Annotated in this window: 17 protein-coding genes; 5 read left to right on the forward strand and 12 right to left on the reverse strand. The window is 61.6% G+C overall.

What is annotated here, in order from left to right; all coding sequences use genetic code 11:
- Positions 1-133: 133 nt before the first annotated feature.
- The gene (locus tag AC27VO_RS00975; RefSeq protein WP_488664840.1) at positions 134-427 is read right to left on the reverse strand and encodes a polyhydroxyalkanoic acid system family protein; all 294 of its coding nucleotides are present in this window, start codon (positions 425-427) and stop codon (positions 134-136) included.
- Between the two features lie 119 nt (positions 428-546).
- Here AC27VO_RS00975 and AC27VO_RS00980 point away from each other — a divergent pair, with 119 nt between their 5' ends.
- The 3 genes from AC27VO_RS00980 to AC27VO_RS00990 all read left to right on the forward strand — a co-directional run bounded on the left by AC27VO_RS00980 (position 547) and on the right by AC27VO_RS00990 (position 2,923).
- Positions 547-1,161 carry a hypothetical protein gene (locus AC27VO_RS00980; protein ID WP_488664841.1) on the forward strand — a complete coding sequence of 205 codons (615 nt, stop codon included), beginning with the start codon at positions 547-549 and terminating at the stop codon, positions 1,159-1,161.
- Between the two features lie 126 nt (positions 1,162-1,287).
- Entirely contained in the window at positions 1,288-2,553 is a 1,266-nt protein-coding gene (locus AC27VO_RS00985; RefSeq protein WP_488664842.1) for a class I SAM-dependent methyltransferase, read from the forward strand.
- A gap of 4 nt (positions 2,554-2,557) precedes the next feature.
- Positions 2,558-2,923: a DUF1840 domain-containing protein gene (locus AC27VO_RS00990; protein WP_488664843.1), complete on the forward strand. Its 366-nt coding sequence runs from the start codon at positions 2,558-2,560 to the stop codon at positions 2,921-2,923.
- 143 nt (positions 2,924-3,066) lie between these two features.
- Here AC27VO_RS00990 and AC27VO_RS00995 read toward each other — a convergent pair whose 3' ends face one another.
- From AC27VO_RS00995 to AC27VO_RS01030, 8 genes are all read right to left on the reverse strand, one after another.
- Positions 3,067-4,056, reverse strand: a complete 990-nt coding sequence (locus AC27VO_RS00995) for a tripartite tricarboxylate transporter substrate-binding protein (RefSeq protein ID WP_488664844.1) — start codon at positions 4,054-4,056, stop codon at positions 3,067-3,069.
- A gap of 334 nt (positions 4,057-4,390) precedes the next feature.
- A complete protein-coding gene (locus AC27VO_RS01000; protein ID WP_488664845.1) occupies positions 4,391-5,638 on the reverse strand; it encodes a phenylacetate--CoA ligase family protein in 1,248 nt (415 codons plus the stop codon).
- An 89-nt stretch (positions 5,639-5,727) separates the two neighbouring features.
- Positions 5,728-6,537 (reverse strand): ABC transporter ATP-binding protein, encoded by an 810-nt coding sequence (locus AC27VO_RS01005; protein ID WP_488664846.1) that lies wholly within the window; start codon positions 6,535-6,537, stop codon positions 5,728-5,730.
- A gap of 159 nt (positions 6,538-6,696) precedes the next feature.
- Positions 6,697-8,019, reverse strand: a complete 1,323-nt coding sequence (locus AC27VO_RS01010; RefSeq protein ID WP_488664847.1) for an ABC transporter substrate-binding protein — start codon at positions 8,017-8,019, stop codon at positions 6,697-6,699.
- Between the two features lie 83 nt (positions 8,020-8,102).
- Complete coding sequence (locus AC27VO_RS01015; RefSeq protein WP_488664848.1) at positions 8,103-9,179, reverse strand: branched-chain amino acid ABC transporter permease; 1,077 nt, start codon at positions 9,177-9,179, stop codon at positions 8,103-8,105.
- Between the two features lie 37 nt (positions 9,180-9,216).
- On the reverse strand, positions 9,217-10,146 hold the full coding sequence (locus tag AC27VO_RS01020) for a branched-chain amino acid ABC transporter permease (RefSeq protein ID WP_488664849.1): 930 nt from the start codon (positions 10,144-10,146) through the stop codon (positions 9,217-9,219).
- A 16-nt stretch (positions 10,147-10,162) separates the two neighbouring features.
- Positions 10,163-10,948 carry an ABC transporter ATP-binding protein gene (locus tag AC27VO_RS01025; protein ID WP_488664850.1) on the reverse strand — a complete coding sequence of 262 codons (786 nt, stop codon included), beginning with the start codon at positions 10,946-10,948 and terminating at the stop codon, positions 10,163-10,165.
- 25 nt (positions 10,949-10,973) lie between these two features.
- Positions 10,974-12,908, reverse strand: coding sequence for an AMP-dependent synthetase/ligase (locus AC27VO_RS01030; protein WP_488664851.1), 1,935 nt, complete (start codon positions 12,906-12,908; stop codon positions 10,974-10,976).
- Between the two features lie 286 nt (positions 12,909-13,194).
- Here AC27VO_RS01030 and AC27VO_RS01035 point away from each other — a divergent pair, with 286 nt between their 5' ends.
- Entirely contained in the window at positions 13,195-13,950 is a 756-nt protein-coding gene (locus AC27VO_RS01035) for a Crp/Fnr family transcriptional regulator (protein ID WP_488664852.1), read from the forward strand.
- A 64-nt stretch (positions 13,951-14,014) separates the two neighbouring features.
- Positions 14,015-15,202, forward strand: a complete 1,188-nt coding sequence (locus AC27VO_RS01040; protein WP_488664853.1) for a hypothetical protein — start codon at positions 14,015-14,017, stop codon at positions 15,200-15,202.
- 121 nt (positions 15,203-15,323) lie between these two features.
- On the opposite strand, the gene aqpZ is transcribed toward AC27VO_RS01040, so the two are convergent.
- The 3 genes from aqpZ to AC27VO_RS01055 all read right to left on the reverse strand — a co-directional run bounded on the left by aqpZ (position 15,324) and on the right by AC27VO_RS01055 (position 18,049).
- Positions 15,324-16,028 carry an aquaporin Z gene (gene aqpZ / locus AC27VO_RS01045; protein WP_488664854.1) on the reverse strand — a complete coding sequence of 235 codons (705 nt, stop codon included), beginning with the start codon at positions 16,026-16,028 and terminating at the stop codon, positions 15,324-15,326.
- 168 nt (positions 16,029-16,196) lie between these two features.
- Positions 16,197-17,369, reverse strand: coding sequence for an alpha-hydroxy acid oxidase (locus AC27VO_RS01050; protein WP_488664855.1), 1,173 nt, complete (start codon positions 17,367-17,369; stop codon positions 16,197-16,199).
- On the reverse strand, positions 17,369-18,049 hold the full coding sequence (locus tag AC27VO_RS01055; protein WP_488664856.1) for a Fe2+-dependent dioxygenase: 681 nt from the start codon (positions 18,047-18,049) through the stop codon (positions 17,369-17,371). Before AC27VO_RS01055 ends, AC27VO_RS01050 begins: the two co-directional genes overlap by 1 nt.
- Between the last annotated feature and the right edge of the window lie 97 nt (positions 18,050-18,146).

An 18,146-nucleotide genomic window follows, 5' to 3' on the forward strand; every position in this document is an offset into this window, starting at 1 on the left:
AAAGGCAGCCCCATGGCTGCCTTTTTTTGTGACGTACTTTTAAAAACATAGCGACTAGCGCTTGTGTATTCATCATTTGATGCACCAATGCCATTGAATGGCAGTGCATGCAAGCGCTGGCAGCTATGGTTTTTTAGGCGTCTTGCACCATGGCGTCGAACTGCTCGTTCAACTTGGCTTCGATCTTTTCCTGAAACATGGCGGCCAGAAAGCCCAGCTGTGCTTCCAGGCGCAGTTGCTCGGCGCTCACCTGCAGCTGCCCTTCCATGCCATTGCCTTCAAAGTGCAAGATGTCTTGCTGCTCCCCCGCTTCGTAGCGGCATTGCACGCCAAACTTAGTGTGGGCTTTTTCGGCCCACTGCTGGGCATGTTGGCGGGCGCGGGGCAAGCCCAGCGCGTGCGGGCGTTCAATGAGGATGTGGGACACGGGCCAAATCTCTGAAAACAGGTGGAAAGGGCGTGCATCATAAAAGTCTGGCTGACTGGTGCGCGGCCAAGGGCTGAATACACTTAGGGTTTGGTTATCACTCAAGCAAGCGTAGTGCTATGGATTTTTTGACTTGGATCATCGTGGGCGCCATCGCCGTTTATGTGCTGCAGAACATGGAGCACCGCCGTCGCGTGCGCCTGCTGGGCGCGCACCTGGCCCCCACGCAGGTGGAAAAGCTCATGGGCGGCCTGATCGATGGCTATATGCGGGCGCTGGATGAAAAAGACGCCGAGCGCAGCAAGCAGGTCTGGGCGATTTTGGACAACAGCGAGAAAACGCTGGCCGACCAGCTGCAGCGCCTGTCCCACACCTTTGCCGAGGAAAGCGCGGAGGAAACGCGGGTCAGCACCCTGCCGCTGGCCCTGCCGTACTTTGACCGCCTGATGCCTTCTCACACTTTTGATATGCGCGAAGCCTTGAAGATGCATGCCAAGGCGGTGCGCGAGGCCTGTGCTCCCGATGAGGTGGATCTGGAAACCCGCAAGCGCCTGGCGTTCACGATGACGGCAGAGCTGTTGCTGCTGCAGCACACCTGCCACTGGTTCTGCAAGACGCGCACGATTGCGTCCATGCGCTTGATTGCGCGCCAGAAGACGCCGTATGAGCAAGTGCTCCAATCCGTGGCTCCCAGCACCCTGGCCGCATACCAGCGCCTCGTGGGCAAGGTCTGAGCGCGGCTGGGTCTGCGTTTTCGCGCAAATTCACGGCAGTTCATGCATGGATACGGGAAGAATCCTGTCAAATTTGCGTACTTCGGCGTATTGACGTAGCGCTGGGGGTGTCTCAACAATGGCTGCATGAAGAACATGCTTGCTGCCTTAGAGACTCGGCTGGCTGAACTCCCAGTCCGTGTCACCGTCGATCTGCCCAACGGGCAGCGTCTTGGCCCGGAACAAGGTGAGGTGCACGTCACCCTGCGTTCACCCGCCGCGCTGCTGGCCTTGAGCCAGGGGCAAATTGGCTCGCTGGGGGCGGCCGTGGTCGAAGGCTGGGTGGATGTGCAGGGCCGCATGCGCGACGTCATGCGTGTGGCCAGCGGTCTGCTGCAGACCGACCCGGTGCGGGGCAATGCCAGCTGGTGGTCGCAAACCATGGGCCGCGCCCGCTCCATGGCCTTGCACACGCTGGAGCGCGATGCGCAGCAGGTGGAGTTTCACTACGACCTCTCGGATGACTTCTACGCGCTGTGGCTGGATCCGCTGCGCGTGTATTCGTGTGCCTACTACCGCGAGCCCGATATGACGCTGGCCCAGGCGCAAGAGGCCAAGCTGGATCACATCTGCCGCAAGTTGAATTTGCAGCCCCGTGAGCGGTTTCTGGATATTGGCTGCGGCTGGGGCAGCCTGATCCTCTGGGCGGCACAGCGCTACGGGGTGCAGGCCAAGGGCATTACGTTGTCGCGCAACCAGTACAACTATGTGCGCCAACGCATTCAAGATCTGGGGCTTGAGGCACAAGTCCAGGTAGAGCTGTGCGATTACCGGCAAATGTCGGATCGCCCCTATGACAAGCTGGCTTCGGTGGGCATGTTCGAGCACGTTGGCCAAGCCAATTTGCCCGCGTACTTCCAGGCTGTGCGGCAATTGCTGGAGCCGGGCGGACTCGCGCTGATTCACGGCATCACGGCCGGTGGCACCAGCAACCGCCAGCTGGGAGCAGGCATGGGTGAGTTCATTGGGCGCTATATTTTTCCGGGCGGGGAGCTGGTGCATGTCAGCGCGGTGCTGCACGACATGGCCGATGCCGGTCTTGAAATGGTGGACACCGAAAACCTGCGCCCGCATTACGCGCGCACGCTCTGGGCCTGGTCCGATGCGCTGGAGGCACAGCTGCCGCAAGCACAGCAGATCCTGACGGCGCAGACCGACGACGAGCGCTCGCTGCGAGCACTGCGTGCGTACCGCCTCTATCTAGCGGGCTGTGCGATGGGTTTTGAGCAAGGCTGGATGGGGCTGCACCAAATGCTGGTTACGTATCCCAGCAATGATTTGGCCATGGGACCACTGCGCGGCGCGCAATCCAGTTATCCTTTTCAACGTCAATACATGTATTCCAAAGGATAGGCATATGGCATACACCTTCCAATCTCGCGCGACGGCCGATCTGATCATGCTCAAGGCCGCAGCCGAACAGATCTTGAAATTGCTGGACAAGCCGGTGCAGGAACCCGGGATCATCACCGTGGAACAGATTCCGCAGGTGCTGACGCTGCTGGACAAGGCCGTCGAAGACGATGAGGCGCGTCGCCAGGCCGTCAAGGCGGGCATGGAGGGCAGCAGTGAGGGCGATGCCGGCGCGCAAGAGTCGGCGGCCGCGGCCGAGTCGGCCAAGCTGGGGCCGGTCAGTCTGCGCCAACGCGTGGTGCCGCTGGCTGACATGTTGCGCCGCAGTGCTGCAGAAGGTAAACCAGTGACCTGGAAGGTGGCAGGCTGACACGCTTACTGGCTGGGTGCTGGTGTAGCCCCAGAGGCGGGCTCACGTTCGGGTGAGACAACAAAAAACCGCCAGGGCATCGCTCTGGCGGTTTTTTGTTGTGGCGCGGCACTTGATCCAGCGCCGCGCGGCAAGGTGGGGTATCAGTCCGCGAACTGACCTGCAGCCTTGATGACCTTGCCCCACTTTTCGATTTCAGCTTGCACAAACTTCTTGTGCTCAGCGGGCTCGACGCGCTTGTCGGCCACGACCACCGCGCCCAGACCTTCTTGCTTGCGCACGAATTCGGGGTCTTTGACGGCTTCCTTGAGCGCTTGGTTCAGCTTGGTCAGCACGGCAGCAGGTGTGCCCTTGGGTGCGTACAGACCGTGCCAGATGGTCACGTTGAAACCCTTGATGCCCGATTCATCCAAAGTGGGCAGATCTTTCAGGGCTGGCGACTTCAGGCGCTGAGGCGTGGTCACACCATAGGCCTTGACCTTCTTGCCTTCGATTTGCGAGGAGGTGTTGGTGGTCTGGTCGCACAGCACGTCCACGGTATTGCCCATCAGGTCGGTGATGGCAGGGGCCGCGCCCTTGTAGGGAACGGTGGTCATCTGCGTGTTCAGCGCGCTTTGCAGCATCAGGCCGCACAGGTGCGAGGCAGAACCCAGACCCGCGTGGGCCAGGTTGACCTTGTCTTTTTCCTTGCCGATCCAGCCCGACAGTTCCTTGAAGTCCTTCGCTTCCATGGTGGGGCGGGCGATCACGGTCATGGGCACATCGTTGATGATGCCCAGGTATTCGAAATCGTTGGGCACGCTGAACGACAGCTTGCGGTACAGCGAAGGCATGGTGGACATGCCGATGTGGTTCAACAGCAGGGTGTAGCCGTCAGCCTTGGAGCGTGCGACTTTGGCGGTGCCGATGGAGCTGCCAGCGCCGTCGGCGTTTTCGATCACCACGGTGCTGCCCAGGGGCTTGCGCAGGGCTTCCGCTAGGTCGCGCGCCACGCGGTCTGTGGGGCCGCCAGCTGTGAAGGGCACCACGATGGTGATGTTCTTGCCCGCTGCAGGGAAGTCTTGCGCGCTAGCGCCCAGCGAAACAGTGGCTGCTGCCAGGGCAACGGCGGCAATACGGAAGGATGCATGCATAGGTGAATCTCCTGGTGCTTGTAGTCAGTTGTGTGGCTAGCGATGCTAGGAAGTTGTCTTACAGACGCATCCCCGGGCAATCCCTGAGTTTGGTGAGAAAAATTCTAAGAATATTTGTTACTTGTCCTGGGTCAAATCGCAGTTAATCACCTCTGCGAGTGTTTTGGAAGGTAAAAAACTTTAAAAATACCTAAGATTGATTATTTTTCTTGATTTCCCATGGGGCTCGTGCTTGCAGTGCCGCGCAGGCCGTCTCGAGCCTTGGGTGATGGGTAGCGCAATAGGTCGCGCCATTTTTATATGGCGCAACCAAATTTTTACAATGTGAAAGAATTTACGCGTAGCTGCGCGCGTCTTCAATGACTTTCCCATCGTTGGGCAGGCTGCCAGGCGTGACCAGCTGAATGTCTGCACGCAGCTTGGTGATGTCACGCACGGCTTCTCCAATCAACTGGGCGAGGCCTTCGGACGTTTCGGGGCTTTCCACCAGCAGCGTCATCTGGTCGCTGGCCATCTCGCCGCTCACAACCAGGCGCGCCTTACCCGCTTGCGGAAAACGCTTGACCACTTCGGACACCTGACCGGGGTGCACAAACATGCCGCGCACTTTGGTGGTCTGGTCGGCACGCCCCATCCAGCCCTTGATGCGCAGATTGGTACGCCCTGTGGGGCAGGTGCCGGGCAGGATGGCGGAGAGGTCGCCGGTGCCAAAGCGAATCAGCGGGTAGTCGGTGTTCAGGGTGGTGATGACCAGCTCACCCACTTCGCCTTCCGCCACCGGGTCACCAGTGCCCGGGCGCACGATTTCCACGATCACGCCTTCGTCCAGCACCAGGCCTTCGCGGGCACTGGTTTCATAGGCGATCAGGCCCAGGTCGGCCGTGGCATAGCACTGGTAGCCTTCAATGCCCTGTGCACGCAGCCAGTCGCGCAAAGAAGGGGGAAATGCCTCGCCGCTGAGCAAGGCCTTGCGCACGCTGGGCAGGGCTACACCCAGGCTTTGCGCTTTTTCCACAATCAGCTTGAGAAAACTGGGGGTGCCGATGTAGCCCGCAGGGCGCAGCTCGGCCATGGCCTGCACCTGCTGTTCGGTCTGTCCCGTACCGCCAGGGAACACCGTGCAGCCCAAGGCATGGGCCCCGGTTTCCATCATCGAGCCGGCAGGCACGAAGTGGTAGGAAAAGCAGTTGTGAATCAGCTCGCCGGGGCGAAAGCCTGCGGCATAGATGGCGCGGGCCATGCGCCAGTAGTCGGTACGTGTGCCTTCAGGCTCATAGATGGTGCCTGGGCTGGCGAAGACGCGCGGCATCTGCGGGCCAAACGGCTGGGTGTTGAAGCCGCCGAAGGGGGTGTCTGCGCGCTGCGCCTGCTGCTGGGCCAGGAGTTCGTATTTGCGCGTGACCGGCAGCTGCGCCAGCGCTGCGCGCGTGCGGATGTCTGCAGCGTTGACACCGCTCAGAATGCGGGTGAAAGCGCTGGAGTGCTGCTGCGCGTGGGCCACTTGCAGGGGCAGGGCTGCCAGCAGTGCAGCTTCGCGGGCTGCGGGGGCACGGGTTTCCAGATCATCGTAATGCGGGCGCATGCGGGGCTCCGAAACAGAGGGTGAGAATGGGAGTGAAATCTGCCATCAGCGCCCATATGACGGGCGTGTCGTGCTATCAAACATGCGGTTTAGGCGAGCCAGCGTTTACGGCGCTTGTAGCTTTTCACATCGCGAAAGCTCTTGCGCTCATTGCCGCCCACGCCGAGGTAAAACTCCTTGACGTCTTCGTTGCTGGCCAGGTCGCTGGCGTTGCCGTCCATCACGATGCGGCCGCTTTCCATGATGTAGCCGTAGTCGGCGTACTTCAGCGCCATATTGGTGTTCTGCTCGGCCAGCAAGAAGGTGGTGCCTTCCTTGGCGTTCAGGTCTTTGACGATGTTGAACACCTCTTCCACGATCTGCGGCGCCAGGCCCATGGAAGGCTCGTCCAGTAGCACGATGTTCGGGTTGCTCATGATGGCGCGGCCAATCGCGCACATCTGCTGCTCACCGCCCGAGGTGTAGGCCGCCTGGCTGGTGCGGCGGGTTTTCAGGCGCGGGAAGTAGTTGTAGACCTTCTCCAGGTTGGCGGCGATCTCGCCCTTGTCGCTGCGCGTGTAGCTGCCCGTCATCAGGTTTTCTTCGATGGTCAGGTGGGCGAAGCAGTGGCGGCCTTCCATCACCTGGACCACGCCGCGCTTGACCAGGTCTGCGGGCGACAGGTTCTGAATTTGCTCGCCACGCAGCTCGATCGAGCCCTTGGTGACTTCGCCGCGCTCGCCCTTGAGCAGGTTGGAAATCGCGCGCAGCGTGGTCGTCTTGCCTGCACCATTGCCGCCCAGTAGCGCGACGATGCCTTTTTCTGGCAGCTGCAGCGAGACGCCTTTGAGCACGAGGATGACGTGGTTGTAGATGACCTCGATGCCGTTGACGCTGAGGACGATTTTTGGGGTTTCCATGTTTGTGCCTTTCAACCAATCGGCAGGCCTGCATGCCGCCGGAATGCGTGGAGGTGCAGGACTGTCGGCTGGGCACTGCCACGCAGGAGCAGGCAGTGCCAGTGCACAAGTGCGGAAGACCGCGGTGCGCAGCGGCTAGCCACGCACCGGGGGCTGTCTTTACTTGCAGTCGGCCGCTGCGCGGCGGGTGTGTTTCTTGTCGGCCAAGTACTTGTCGCCGTGCTCCTTGATCAGGGGCTCAATGACCTTGTCATCGGACTGGTACCAGTCCGCGCCCATCACCCAGTTTTTGCCGTCCCAGGTGTGGATGCGGGCTGAGGTAGAGCCCATGTGGTCGCTGCAGCTGGTCTTGAGCGGGCGCATCACCTGGTCAAAACCCAGCTCTTTCAGGCGGGCTTCGGTCAGGTTCAAGTTTTCGTAGCCCCAGCGCACTTGCTCGCCGGTCATGGGCTTGCCCTTGCCAAACTTCTCTTGCGCGGTACGGATGGCTTCCACCGTGAGCATGGAAATGATCATGCCGCGGGTGTAGAGCACGGAGCCGACTTCGTCACGCGGGCCTGTGCCAGCCTTTTTGTCGTGCACATGCTTGAGCACGTCTTGCGCTACCTTGGTGTTGGCGCCAAAACCGTTCAAAGCCAGCGCCTGGTAGCCCTTGGCGCCTTCGCCCACGTCGCGCACATCGGGTTCAGCACCGGCCCACCACACGCCATACAGCTTGTCCCGGGGGAAGCCGGTGGCTTGCGCTTCCTTCAGCGCGGTGGAGTTCATCACGCCCCAGCCCCACAGCAGGGCAAAGTCAGGGCGGCTCTGGCGCAGTTGCAGCCAAGTGGCTTTTTGCTCTACGCCGGGCGCGGTCACGGGCAGCAGTTGCAGCTCAAAACCATGCATCTTGGCGCGCTCTTGCAGCACGGGGATGGGCTCCTTGCCGAAGGGGCTGTCGTGGTAGATCAGCGCAATCTTCTTGCCCTTGAGCTTGTCCAGGCCGCCGACTTTTTTGCCGATGTGCTGGATCAGGATGTCGGCACCGGTCCAGTAGCTGCCCATGAAGGGGAAGTTCCACTGAAAAGCATTGCCGTCCTTGGCAATCGACAGGCCGTAGCCCAGCGTGATCAGCGGAATCTTGTCGATCGGGGCCTTTTCGGTCAGCGCAAAGGTGATGCCGGTAGCCTGAGGGTCGAAAGCTGCCACATTGGGCTTGCTCTTGAGGCGCTCATAGCACTCCACGCCGCGGTCGGTGGCGTAGCCGGTTTCGCATTCTTCGTAGGTGAGCTTCACGCCATTGACGCCGCCGTCACGCTCGTTGACCAGCTTCAGGTAGTCCTGCTTGCCGTTGGCCCATGGAATGCCGTTGGGCGCATAGGCCCCGGTGCGGTAGGACAGCAGCGGAATGAACTGCTCGTTGGCTTGCGCCGCTGCGCTGCCGGCAAAGCCAGCGCCTGCTGCAACCAGGGTGGCCGCCAGGGCCAGACGGGTGAACTTCATGGTTTGTCTCCTTGATGGGAATTGATCTAACGTCACCTAAAACGCGCACTGCGCGCACACACACCTTGCAAACGCACTCGAAATCAATGGGGGAAGGGCCAGACACGCATCTTTTGCTTGCCAATCGACCACAGCTTGGCCAGTCCATGCGGCTCCACGATCAGGAACCACACGATCAGTCCGCCGAAGATGATGAATTCCGCGTGAGACACGCCGGCGGTCGACATTTCAAAACCCAGCAGACCTGCCACGGCGGGCAGCAGCAGGCTCAGGAAGATAGGCAGCACCACGATGAAAGCTGCGCCAAAGAAGCTGCCCATGATGGAGCCAAGGCCGCCGATGATCACCATGAACAGCAGCTTGAAGGAGATGTCCACCGAGAATGCTGCGGGCTCCCAGGCACCCAGGTGCACAAAGGCCCACAGTGCACCGGCCACGCCGATGATGAAAGAGCTGACGGCAAAAGCGCTGAGCTTGGCGTACATAGGGCGGATGCCGATCACGCTGGCCGCCACGTCCATGTCGCGGATGGCCATCCACTCACGGCCGATGGCGCCGCGCACCAGGTTTTTGGCCAGCACGCCCATCACCACCAGTACGGCCAGGCAAAAGAGGTATTTGGACGTAGCCGATTCGATGGGCATACCGAAAACCTGCAGGCCGCTGACCGAGACCGAACCCGAGGGGGAGTCGTTGGTGAACCACTTGATGCGCAAAAACATCCAGTCACTGAAGAACTGTGCCGCCAGTGTGGCCACAGCCAGGTACAGGCCTTTGACGCGCAGGCTGGGCAGACCAAACAAAATGCCGAAGAAGGTGGCGCACAGGCCGCCCAGGATGATGGCCGGAATCAACGGCATGCCGGGAATGCGCACCAGGAAGTTGTAGGCGCCGTAAGCACCCACGGCCATGAAGGCCCCTGAACCCAGCGAGATCTGACCGCAGTAGCCCACCAGGATGTTTACGCCCAGCGCGGCCAGCGACATGATCGTCAGCGGGATCAGGATGGCTCGGTAGAAATAGTCGGTGGCGAAAATTGGCACCACCAGAAAGGCGGCAGCGATCAGCAGCAACACCGCCACCTTGTCCTGGCGGATGGTGAAGATCTGCTGGTCGGCGCGGTAGCTGGTTTTGAATTGACCGTTCTCACGATAGAACATGGCTTTTTTCTCCTGATTGCTCTATGGGTTGGACCGGTCAGACGCGGTCGATAATTTTCTCGCCGAAGAGACCCTGTGGCCTGAACAGCAAGAACACCAGGGCCAGCACATAGGCAAACCAGATTTCGATACCGCCGCCCACATAGGGGCCGAGATACACCTCAGACAGCTTCTCGCCCACGCCGATGATCAGGCCGCCGATGATGGCGCCGGGAACCGATGTCAAACCGCCCAAAATGACCACTGGTAGGGCGCGAAGCGCTACGGTTGTGAGAGTGAATTGCACGCCCAGCTTGGAACCCCAGATCATCCCGGCCACCAGGGCCACGATGCCTGCGACGCACCAGACGATGACCCAGATGCGGTTGAGCGGAATGCCGATGGACTGGGCGGCCTGGTGATCGTCGGCCACAGCGCGCAGGGCGCGGCCGGTGCTGGTTTTTTGGAAGAAGACGGACAAGGCGGCCACCAGGCAGGCGGCGATCACAGCGGCGATCACGTCTTCCTGGTTGACCATCACGCCGCCTTCGAACACCGAGTCGAACAGGAACAGCGGGTCCTTGGGCATGCCAATGTCGATCTTGTAGATCTCGCTGCCAAACAGCGTCTGGCCGACGCCTTCCATGAAGTAGGTGATGCCCAGCGTGGCCATCAGCAGCGTGGCGGCGTCCTGGTTCACCAGGTGGCGCAGCACCAGGCGCTCAATGATCCAGGCGCAGATGAACATGATGCCGGCCGCGATGATGAAGGCCGCCACATTGGAGACGATCTTGTTCTCGATGCCCGTCCACTGCGGAATCCATTCCGCAAAACGGGCCATCGCCAGCGCGGCGAACAGCACCATGGCGCCCTGGGCGAAGTTGAAGACGCCCGATGCCTTGAAGATCAGCACAAAGCCCAGCGCCACCAGCGCATAGAGCATGCCGGCCATCAGGCCGCCAAACAGGGTTTCCAAAAAGAATGCCATTTTTGTTTCTCCCTGCTCAGTGGCTGGTGCCCAGATAGGCCCGGATCACGTCTTCGTTGTTGCGCACTTCATCGGGGGCACCGTCGCCAATCTTCTTGCCGTAGTCCAGCACCACCACGCGGTCCGAGATGTCCATCACCACGCCCATGTCGTGCTCGATCAGCACGATGGTGGTGCCGAACTCGTCGTTCACGTCCAGGATGAAGCGGCACATGTCCTGCTTTTCTTCCACATTCATGCCGGCCATGGGCTCGTCCAGCAGCAGCACCTGCGGCTCCATCGCCAGCGCGCGGCCCAGGTCCACGCGCTTTTGCAGGCCGTAGGGCAGCTGACCGACGGGGGTCTTGCGGTAGGCCTGGATTTCCAGGAAATCAATGATGTGCTCCACGAATTCGCGGTGGGCGATTTCTTCACGCTCGGCAGGCCCAAGACGTAGAGCCTGCATGAGGATGTTGCTCTTGATTTTGAGGTTGCGTCCGGTCATGAGGTTGTCGATCACGCTCATGCCTTTGAACAGCGCCAGGTTCTGGAAGGTGCGCGCCACGCCCATTTCGGCGACCTGGCGGCTGTTCATGTGGTCGAACTTCTGGCCCCGGAAGGTGATGGAGCCCTCCGATGGGGTGTAGACCCCGTTGATGCAGTTGAGCATGGAGCTCTTGCCAGCACCGTTGGGGCCGATGATGGAGCGGATCTCATGCTCGCGCACATTGAACGAGATGTCGGTCAGCGCTTTCACGCCACCGAAGCGCAGGCTGATGTTTTGGATGTCCAAAATGACATCGCCAATCTTTTTGTCTGTCATGGCTACGGGTCTTTCGCTCTGGCGCTCAGGCAGCGGCGCGCGCGGCCGTGAAGGTCTTGGCGTTGATGATCTGCAGCGTCGCACTGACACTGCCCGTGCGGCCATCCTCGAACTTGACCTGCGTTTCAATGAACTGCTGGGTCTTGTCGCTGTACAGCGCCTCAATTAGCGCCCCGTATTTCTCCGCGATGAAGTTGCGCCGGACCTTGCGGGTGCGGGTCAGCTCATCGTCGTCCGGGTCCAGTTCCTTGTGCAGCACCAGGAAGCGTGCCACCTGGGTGTCGGCCATGCCGGTTTCGGAGGCCAGATCAGCGTTGACTTGCTGGATGCAGTCCGCAATCAGCTCCAGCACCTTGGGCTTGGAGGCCAGATCCACGTAGCCGCCGTAAGGGATGTTCTGGCGCTCGGCCCAATTGCCCACGGCTTCGTAGTCAATGTTGATGAAGGCGCAGACCTGGTCACGGGCATTGCCAAAGCACACGGCCTCTTTGATCTGAGGGAAGAACTTGAGCTTGTTCTCGATGTAGTTGGGCGCAAACATGGCGCCCTTGTTGGTCTTGCCCACATCTTTGGCGCGATCGATGATGCGCAGATGGCCGTCGGCATCCAGCACGCCGGCGTCACCGGTGTGGAAGTAGCCTTGCTCGTCAATGACTTCTGCGGTGGCATCGGGGCGCTTGTAGTACTCCTTGAGCACCGAGACGCCCTTGACCAGGACTTCCCCGTTGTCGGCAATCTTCAGCTCGATGCCGGGGGCGGCTTGACCCACGGTGTTGAGTTTGACGTGGCCATTTTTCTGGATGCAGACATAGGCGCAGGTTTCGGTCTGGCCATACAGCTGCTTGAGGTTGATGCCGATGGAGCGGAAGAACTTGAACAGATCCGGGCCAATGGCCGCCCCCGCCGTGTAAGCCACGCGAATGCGGGACAAGCCCATCACATTGCGCAGCGGGCCGTAGATCAGCAGGTCACCGAGCTTGTATTTGAGGCGGTCCAGCGCCCCGACGGGCTTGCCGTCCAGCATGTCGGCACCCACGCGTTTGGCCAGCTGCATGCATTTTTCATAGAGCCACTGCTTGGCGGGCGCCGCATCTTCCATGCGGATGGAGACCGACGTCAGCATGCCTTCAAACACCCGAGGGGGCGCAAAGTAATAGCTGGGGCCAATTTCGCGCAGGTCGATGCTGACCGTGCTGGCCGATTCGGGGCAGTTGATGGTGAAACCCGCCACCATCCATTGCGCCAGTGAGAACAGGTGGTCGCCCACCCATGCTGGGGGGAGGTAGGAGATGATGTTGTCCCCGTGGTGCAGGCCATCGACCTCCACCGCCCCCTGGGCGGAGCCAATAAAGCTGGCATGGGTCTGGCACACGCCCTTGGGCTTGCCGGTGGTGCCCGAGGTGTAGAGGATGACCGAGACATCGTCAGCCCGCACGGCCTGTGCCATGGCATCCCAGACGCCTGGGTGATCACGGTCCCAGGACTGGCCCAGTTGCTTGAGTTCGGCGGTACTGATCAGGCCCGGCTCTGCATATTTGCGCAGCCCACGGGGGTCGTCATAGATGATGTGCTGGATGCTGGGCACGGTCTCGCGCACTTCCAGCAGTTTGTCCACCTGCTCCTGGTTTTCGGCAAAGGCAAAGGTGATCTCTGCGTCCTGCATCACAAAGCACATTTCCTGGGCCACGGCATCTTGGTACAGCGGAATCGGTACCGCTCCAATGCTTTGCACGGCCACAAAGCCCATGTACAGGTGCGGACGGTTGTCGCTGATGAAGGCGAGGTTCTGCCCCTTGGCCAGCCCCAGCGCGGCCAAGCCGCAGGCCATGTGGCGCACGTCCTGGGCGACATCGGCCCAGGTCCAGGTTTGCCAGATGCCGTATTCCTTCTCGCGCAAAGCAGCAGCGCCTGGCCTTTCGGCCGCATGCTGCAGCAGCAGGTGCGGGAATGTTGTTGCCATCGCAGATCCTCAAAGTGTCGTGCAGCCAGAGTTCCCATGAACCTGCGGCTTTTCGCATGCCAAGTTCACGAGTTGAGGGCATCGTAGGTGGCACTTTGACGTTTTCTTGTCTTTGCGATGACTTTTTCGGGAAAGACCTAATCGGGTTTTTCCGTGTATTTTGGCGGCATATAGCGCATCGTTGCGAGCATTTGACTTAAATCAGGAAACGCTGTCCAGGACGCTACAGTTTGTCGTGGCAAACCCCATTGCTACGACAAAGCGCTCGCGCACATGCTTGCAACCTATGAGCCCAAGCACTTCCTTGTACCAACGCCGCCGCGCTGCGACGGCAGAAGAAATCGAAGCCATTCCGTGGATGCATTCATTGCTGCCGCGCGAGCGTGAGCGCGCGGTCGCTGCCTTGCAGGTGACGCAGGCCAACGCGGGTGAATATGTGAGCCACGCAGGCAAGAAAGTGACGTACTGGCTGGGGCTGATTGATGGCTTGCTGAAAATGAGCGGCGACAACATCGACGGCCTGACCATGACCTTTACCGGTGTGCCGCCGGGCGGCTGGTTTGGCGAGGGCACGTGCATCAAGCGCGAGTGCTATCGATACAACATTCAGGCGCTGCGCAAAAGCACGCTGGCCGGCATTCCGCTGGAAACATTTGAATGGCTGCTGGACAACTCCCTGGGCTTTAACCGTTTCATCATGAACCAGCTCAATGAACGCCTGGGGCAGTTCATTGCTGCGCGGGAGATCGACCGCATCAGCAACCCCGATGTGCGTGTGGCGCGCAGTCTGGCGGCCCTGTTCAACCCCGTGCTGTACCCGGCTGTGGGGGCGGTGCTGCGCATCACCCAGCAAGAGCTGGCGTACCTAGTGGGCCTGTCGCGCCAGCGCGTGAATGAGGCGCTGGCCACGCTGGAGAGCCATGCCGCCATTCAGGTGGAATATGGCGGTTTGAGGGTCATGGACTTGCAGGCCCTGCGGGAGGGGCGCTTTGCAGCGGCCAAGCGCACGGCGCTGGCAGAGCCCCTGGATGCGAGGGCATAGTCTGAGCGGCCAGCAAGGCTGTGCAAGCGGGGTGACAATAGCGGCCTAACTCCAAGAGCCGAGCATGTCTTTCAAAGACCACCCCCATTCCCGAGGCCCCCAGTCTGACGGCGCCTCCCGTCCTGCAGGCGAGCGTTCCGAGCGCCGTGGCAATGACGACCGCCCCCGCTTCAACGAACGTAACGACCGTGGCCCACGCCCTGAAGGTGGGGATCGTGACCGCCCACGCTTTAACCGTGACGAGCGTGGCCCCCGTCCAGAGCGTAGCTTTGGCGATCGTCCACGCCGCGAAGAAGGTGGCTTTGGCCGCTCGGACCGTCCCCGTTTCAACAGCGACGAGCGCGGCCCACGCCGTGAAGGCGGCTTTGGCGGCGGTGATCGCCCCCGCTTCAACGACCGCAACGACCGTGGCCCACGCCCCGAAGGCGGCGACCGCCCTCGCTTTAACCGCGATGAGCGCGGCCCCCGTCCAGAGCGCAGCTTTGGCGACCGTCCACGCCGCGAAGAAGGTGGTTTTGGCCGCTCGGACCGTCCCCGTTTCAACAGCGACGAGCGCGGCCCACGCCGTGAAGGCGGCTTTGGTGGTGGTGATCGCCCCCGCTTCAACGACCGCAACGAGCGCAATGACCGCGCGCCCCGCCCAGAAGGCGGCGACCGTCCCCGCTTTAACCGCGACGAGCGCGGCCCCCGTCCAGAGCGCAGCTTTGGCGACCGTCCACGCCGCGAAGAAGGTGGTTTTGGCCGTTCGGACCGCCCCCGTTTCAACAGCGACGAACGCGGCCCACGCCGTGAAGGCGGCTTTGGCGGTGGTGATCGCCCCCGCTTCAACGACCGCAATGAGCGCAATGACCGCGCGCCCCGCCCAGAAGGCGGCGACCGTCCCCGCTTTAACCGCGATGAGCGCGGTCCCCGTCCAGAGCGCAGCTTTGGTGACCGTCCACGCCGCGAAGAAGGTAGCGCTGGCCGCTCGGACCGTCCCCGTTTCAACAGCGACGAGCGCGGCCCCCGCCGTGAAGGTGGTGCAGGCGGTGATCGCCCGCGCTTCAACAAAGAACGCAACTTCGGTGGCGCCCGTGGCCGCCCTGGCCAGCCGGTGCGTGAAGAGCGCCCAGACTACGCCAACAACGAAGGCGAGATTCGCCGCTCGTACAGCGGCATCCGCACTTACCGTGCGCCTTCATCGCTCAAGGGCAAGGCTGCACCGGTGCGTGTGATTCGTCCGGAAGAGGGCGATTTCAAGAAAAAGCCATAAACATAGCGCTTCGCGCTGGTGTTTAAAGCATTTCAAGGTGTTTAGGTCTTGAAAACAAGAAAGGGAGCGCGCAAGCAGCTCCCTTTTTTATTGCGGCACCGTGTGCGGTGCGCGTCCTGGCTTATTCGTCGTTGCGGCGGCTCAGCAGGGTTTGGTAGATCACCGCACCGATGATGGCGCCCACAATCGGGGCCAGCCAGAACAGCCACAGCTGGTTCATGGCGATTTCGGGGCCGAACACGGCCACGCCGGTCGAGCGGGCAGGGTTGACCGAGGTGTTGGTCACGGGGATGCTGATCAAGTGAATCAGCGTCAGGCACAGACCAATGGCCAGACCCGCAAAACCGGCGGCTGCGCGCTTGGCGGTTGCGCCCAGAATGACGATCAAGAACAGGGCCGTCATCACCACCTCGGTGACCAGGGCGGCTGTCATGCTGTAGCCGCCGGGGGAGTGCTCCCCAAAACCGTTGGTGGCAAAGCCGCCAATGTCGGCACCAGCCTTGCCTGTGGCAATCACATACAGAATGCCGCCGCCGGCAATCGCGCCCAGCACCTGGGCAATGACGTAGCCGGGCAGCTCACGCCAGGCGAAACGCCCGCCCATGGCCAGGCCGACAGAGACCGCGGGGTTGAAGTGACCTCCGGAGATCGGGCCCAGCGCATACGCACCGGTGACCACGGTCAGGCCGAAGGCCAGCGATACGCCTGCCAGGCCGATCCCGACGTCTGGAAATGCGGCGGCCAGGACGGCGCTGCCGCATCCGCCCAAGGTCAGCCACAAGGTGCCGATGAATTCGGCCGACCATTTTTGAACTGTTGTTGGCATAAGCCCTCCTGCACAGCGTGCACAGTGACAGTTGGCGGCAGATCCGCCCACTTGCACGCATGCTATGAAAACTGCAGGCGTTATGGTTCAGGTGTAACTGTCAAGAAACATCGCTGAGAGGCAGCTCAGGGTATCGCGTGGTGTTTTTGACACATTTTGCAACGGCACTCATCCGCCGCTGCGTGGTGCGCTGCCCATGGGCGGCGTGTGCCAGACCACCTCGGGGGTGATGGCCGACACGCTGGCGCAGCCCAGGTGGGCCATGGCCAGCTCCAGTTCGGCACGCAGCAAGTGCAGCATGTGGGCCACGCCCAGCAAGCCTGCCGTGGCCAATGCGTGCATTTGCGGGCGGCCGATCAGCACAGCGCGGGCACCCAGCGCCAGGGCTTTGACCACATCGGTGCCGTAGCGCACACCGCTGTCCAGCAGCAGCGGAATCTCGGGGCCAACGGCTTGCGCAATGTGCGGCAGCACCTCCATGGGGCTGACCACGCCATCCAGCACGCGCCCGCCGTGGTTGGAGACGATGAGCGCATCGGCACCCAGCGCCACCGCCTGGCGCGCTTGGGCGGGCGAGAGCACGCCTTTGATCAACAGCGGTAGCTGCGTGTGGGCGCGCAGCCAGCGCAGGTCATCCCAGGTGGGGGCTTGCTGCATCAGCGGTGTGCCAAACAGGATGGGGCCTTGCAGCGGGCTGGTGTGCTGGCTGGTAGGCATGCCGCGCAGATTGGCGGCATCTACCCCATAGGGCTGCGGAAAGCCGGAGCGTTTGATGGAAGCATCCACCGTCCAGACGATGGCGGTGTAGCCTGCCGCTTCAGCGCGGCGCAGCAACTGCAAGCTGTGGGCGCGATCGGGCTGCAGGTACAGCTGAAACCAGTGTGGGGCGCCTTGGCCCATCTCGGCGGCTGCGGCCTGGCCCGCTTGGGCAATGTCTTCCAGCGTGTGGCTGGAGAGCGTGCTCACCACCATGCCTGTTTGCAGCGCCATGGCCGCGCGCACAGTGGCCAGCTCGCCTTCGGGGTGCACCAGGCGCTGGTACGCCACGGGGGCCAGCAAGATGGGGCTGGCCAGGTCGTGGCCCAGCAAGTGGGTGCGGGTGTGGGCATCGTGCACCAGGGCCACGGGCTGGGGCAGCAGGCGCAGCTGGTCAAACGCCGTGCGGTTGTGCGTGAGAGTCAGGTTCTGGTCGGCACCACCCTGAATGTGCCGCCACGCATGTGCCTCGATATGGTGGACGGCATGGCGCTCGTAATCCGCCGCGCAGGCAATGTCGGGCGGAATCTGGCTGTGCGCGGCGCGCAGCGGCTCGCCCAGCGCGTTGAGGGTGGTGCTGGGCATCAGGCCTCCGACCACATGCGCAGCAGGTTGTGGTAGGTGCCAGAGAGGGCGGAGAGCTTGGGATGCTCTGGGCAATCCATGGTGAGCTGCTGGATGGACTGGTCCAGGTCAAACAGCATGCGGCGCTGTTCATCAGACTTGACCAGGCTCTGCGTCCAGAAAAACGAGGCGTAACGCGTGCCCTGGGTCACAGGGTTCACGCGGTGCAAGCTGGTGCCGGGGTAGACGATGGCATCGCCTGCGGCCAGCTTCACGCTTTGGTGGCCAAACGTGTCCTCCACAATCAGCTCGCCGCCTTCGTATTCATCGGGCTCGCTGAAAAACACCGTGGTGGAAACATCGGTGCGGACCTTGATGGCCGTGCCGGGAATGACGAACAAGGCGTTGTCGATATGGTTGCCATATGTGCCACCGCCCTCATAGCGGTTAAAGCGGGGTGGCAGCACCCGCAGCGGCAGGGCGGCAGACAGATACAGGGGGTTATGGCCCAATTTGTCCAGAATCAGGTTGCCCATCTTGGCGCCCAGCGGGCTGTCAACGGGCAGCTGCAAATTGCTTTTCACCTTCACGGCCAGGTGGCCTGCCGTGAGACGGCCATCTTGCCAATCTGCCGCTTCCATGGCTTGGCGGCATTCGCGAACTTCTTCAGGGGTCAGCAGGGAGGGGATGCGCAGCATCATGGTGAAAGCAACCTTTCAATGTTCAAGCCAGTGCGCTCCAGCGCGCCAGCCAGTATGTATGCAAAAGCCCCGCAACAGCGGGTGCTGGCGGGGCTTC

Source organism: Comamonas sp. 14P8.1.4 (assembly GCF_057799285.1).

What these genes read in the sequence shown, in the direction of transcription:
- aqpZ (WP_488664854.1), bottom strand. Translation starts at nt 16,028, where the DNA reads ATGCCAACAACAGTTCAAAAATGGTCGGCCGAATTCATCGGCACCTTG.
- AC27VO_RS00980 (WP_488664841.1), top strand. Translation starts at nt 547, where the DNA reads ATGGATTTTTTGACTTGGATCATCGTGGGCGCCATCGCCGTTTATGTG.
- AC27VO_RS01035 (WP_488664852.1), top strand. Translation starts at nt 13,195, where the DNA reads ATGAGCCCAAGCACTTCCTTGTACCAACGCCGCCGCGCTGCGACGGCA.
- AC27VO_RS01020 (WP_488664849.1), bottom strand. Translation starts at nt 10,146, where the DNA reads ATGGCATTCTTTTTGGAAACCCTGTTTGGCGGCCTGATGGCCGGCATG.
- AC27VO_RS01010 (WP_488664847.1), bottom strand. Translation starts at nt 8,019, where the DNA reads ATGAAGTTCACCCGTCTGGCCCTGGCGGCCACCCTGGTTGCAGCAGGC.
- AC27VO_RS01050 (WP_488664855.1), bottom strand. Translation starts at nt 17,369, where the DNA reads ATGCCCAGCACCACCCTCAACGCGCTGGGCGAGCCGCTGCGCGCCGCG.
- AC27VO_RS00995 (WP_488664844.1), bottom strand. Translation starts at nt 4,056, where the DNA reads ATGCATGCATCCTTCCGTATTGCCGCCGTTGCCCTGGCAGCAGCCACT.
- AC27VO_RS01025 (WP_488664850.1), bottom strand. Translation starts at nt 10,948, where the DNA reads ATGACAGACAAAAAGATTGGCGATGTCATTTTGGACATCCAAAACATC.
- AC27VO_RS01055 (WP_488664856.1), bottom strand. Translation starts at nt 18,049, where the DNA reads ATGATGCTGCGCATCCCCTCCCTGCTGACCCCTGAAGAAGTTCGCGAA.
- AC27VO_RS01030 (WP_488664851.1), bottom strand. Translation starts at nt 12,908, where the DNA reads ATGGCAACAACATTCCCGCACCTGCTGCTGCAGCATGCGGCCGAAAGG.
- AC27VO_RS01015 (WP_488664848.1), bottom strand. Translation starts at nt 9,179, where the DNA reads ATGTTCTATCGTGAGAACGGTCAATTCAAAACCAGCTACCGCGCCGAC.
- AC27VO_RS01005 (WP_488664846.1), bottom strand. Translation starts at nt 6,537, where the DNA reads ATGGAAACCCCAAAAATCGTCCTCAGCGTCAACGGCATCGAGGTCATC.
- AC27VO_RS00990 (WP_488664843.1), top strand. Translation starts at nt 2,558, where the DNA reads ATGGCATACACCTTCCAATCTCGCGCGACGGCCGATCTGATCATGCTC.
- AC27VO_RS00985 (WP_488664842.1), top strand. Translation starts at nt 1,288, where the DNA reads ATGAAGAACATGCTTGCTGCCTTAGAGACTCGGCTGGCTGAACTCCCA.
- AC27VO_RS01040 (WP_488664853.1), top strand. Translation starts at nt 14,015, where the DNA reads ATGTCTTTCAAAGACCACCCCCATTCCCGAGGCCCCCAGTCTGACGGC.
- AC27VO_RS01000 (WP_488664845.1), bottom strand. Translation starts at nt 5,638, where the DNA reads ATGCGCCCGCATTACGATGATCTGGAAACCCGTGCCCCCGCAGCCCGC.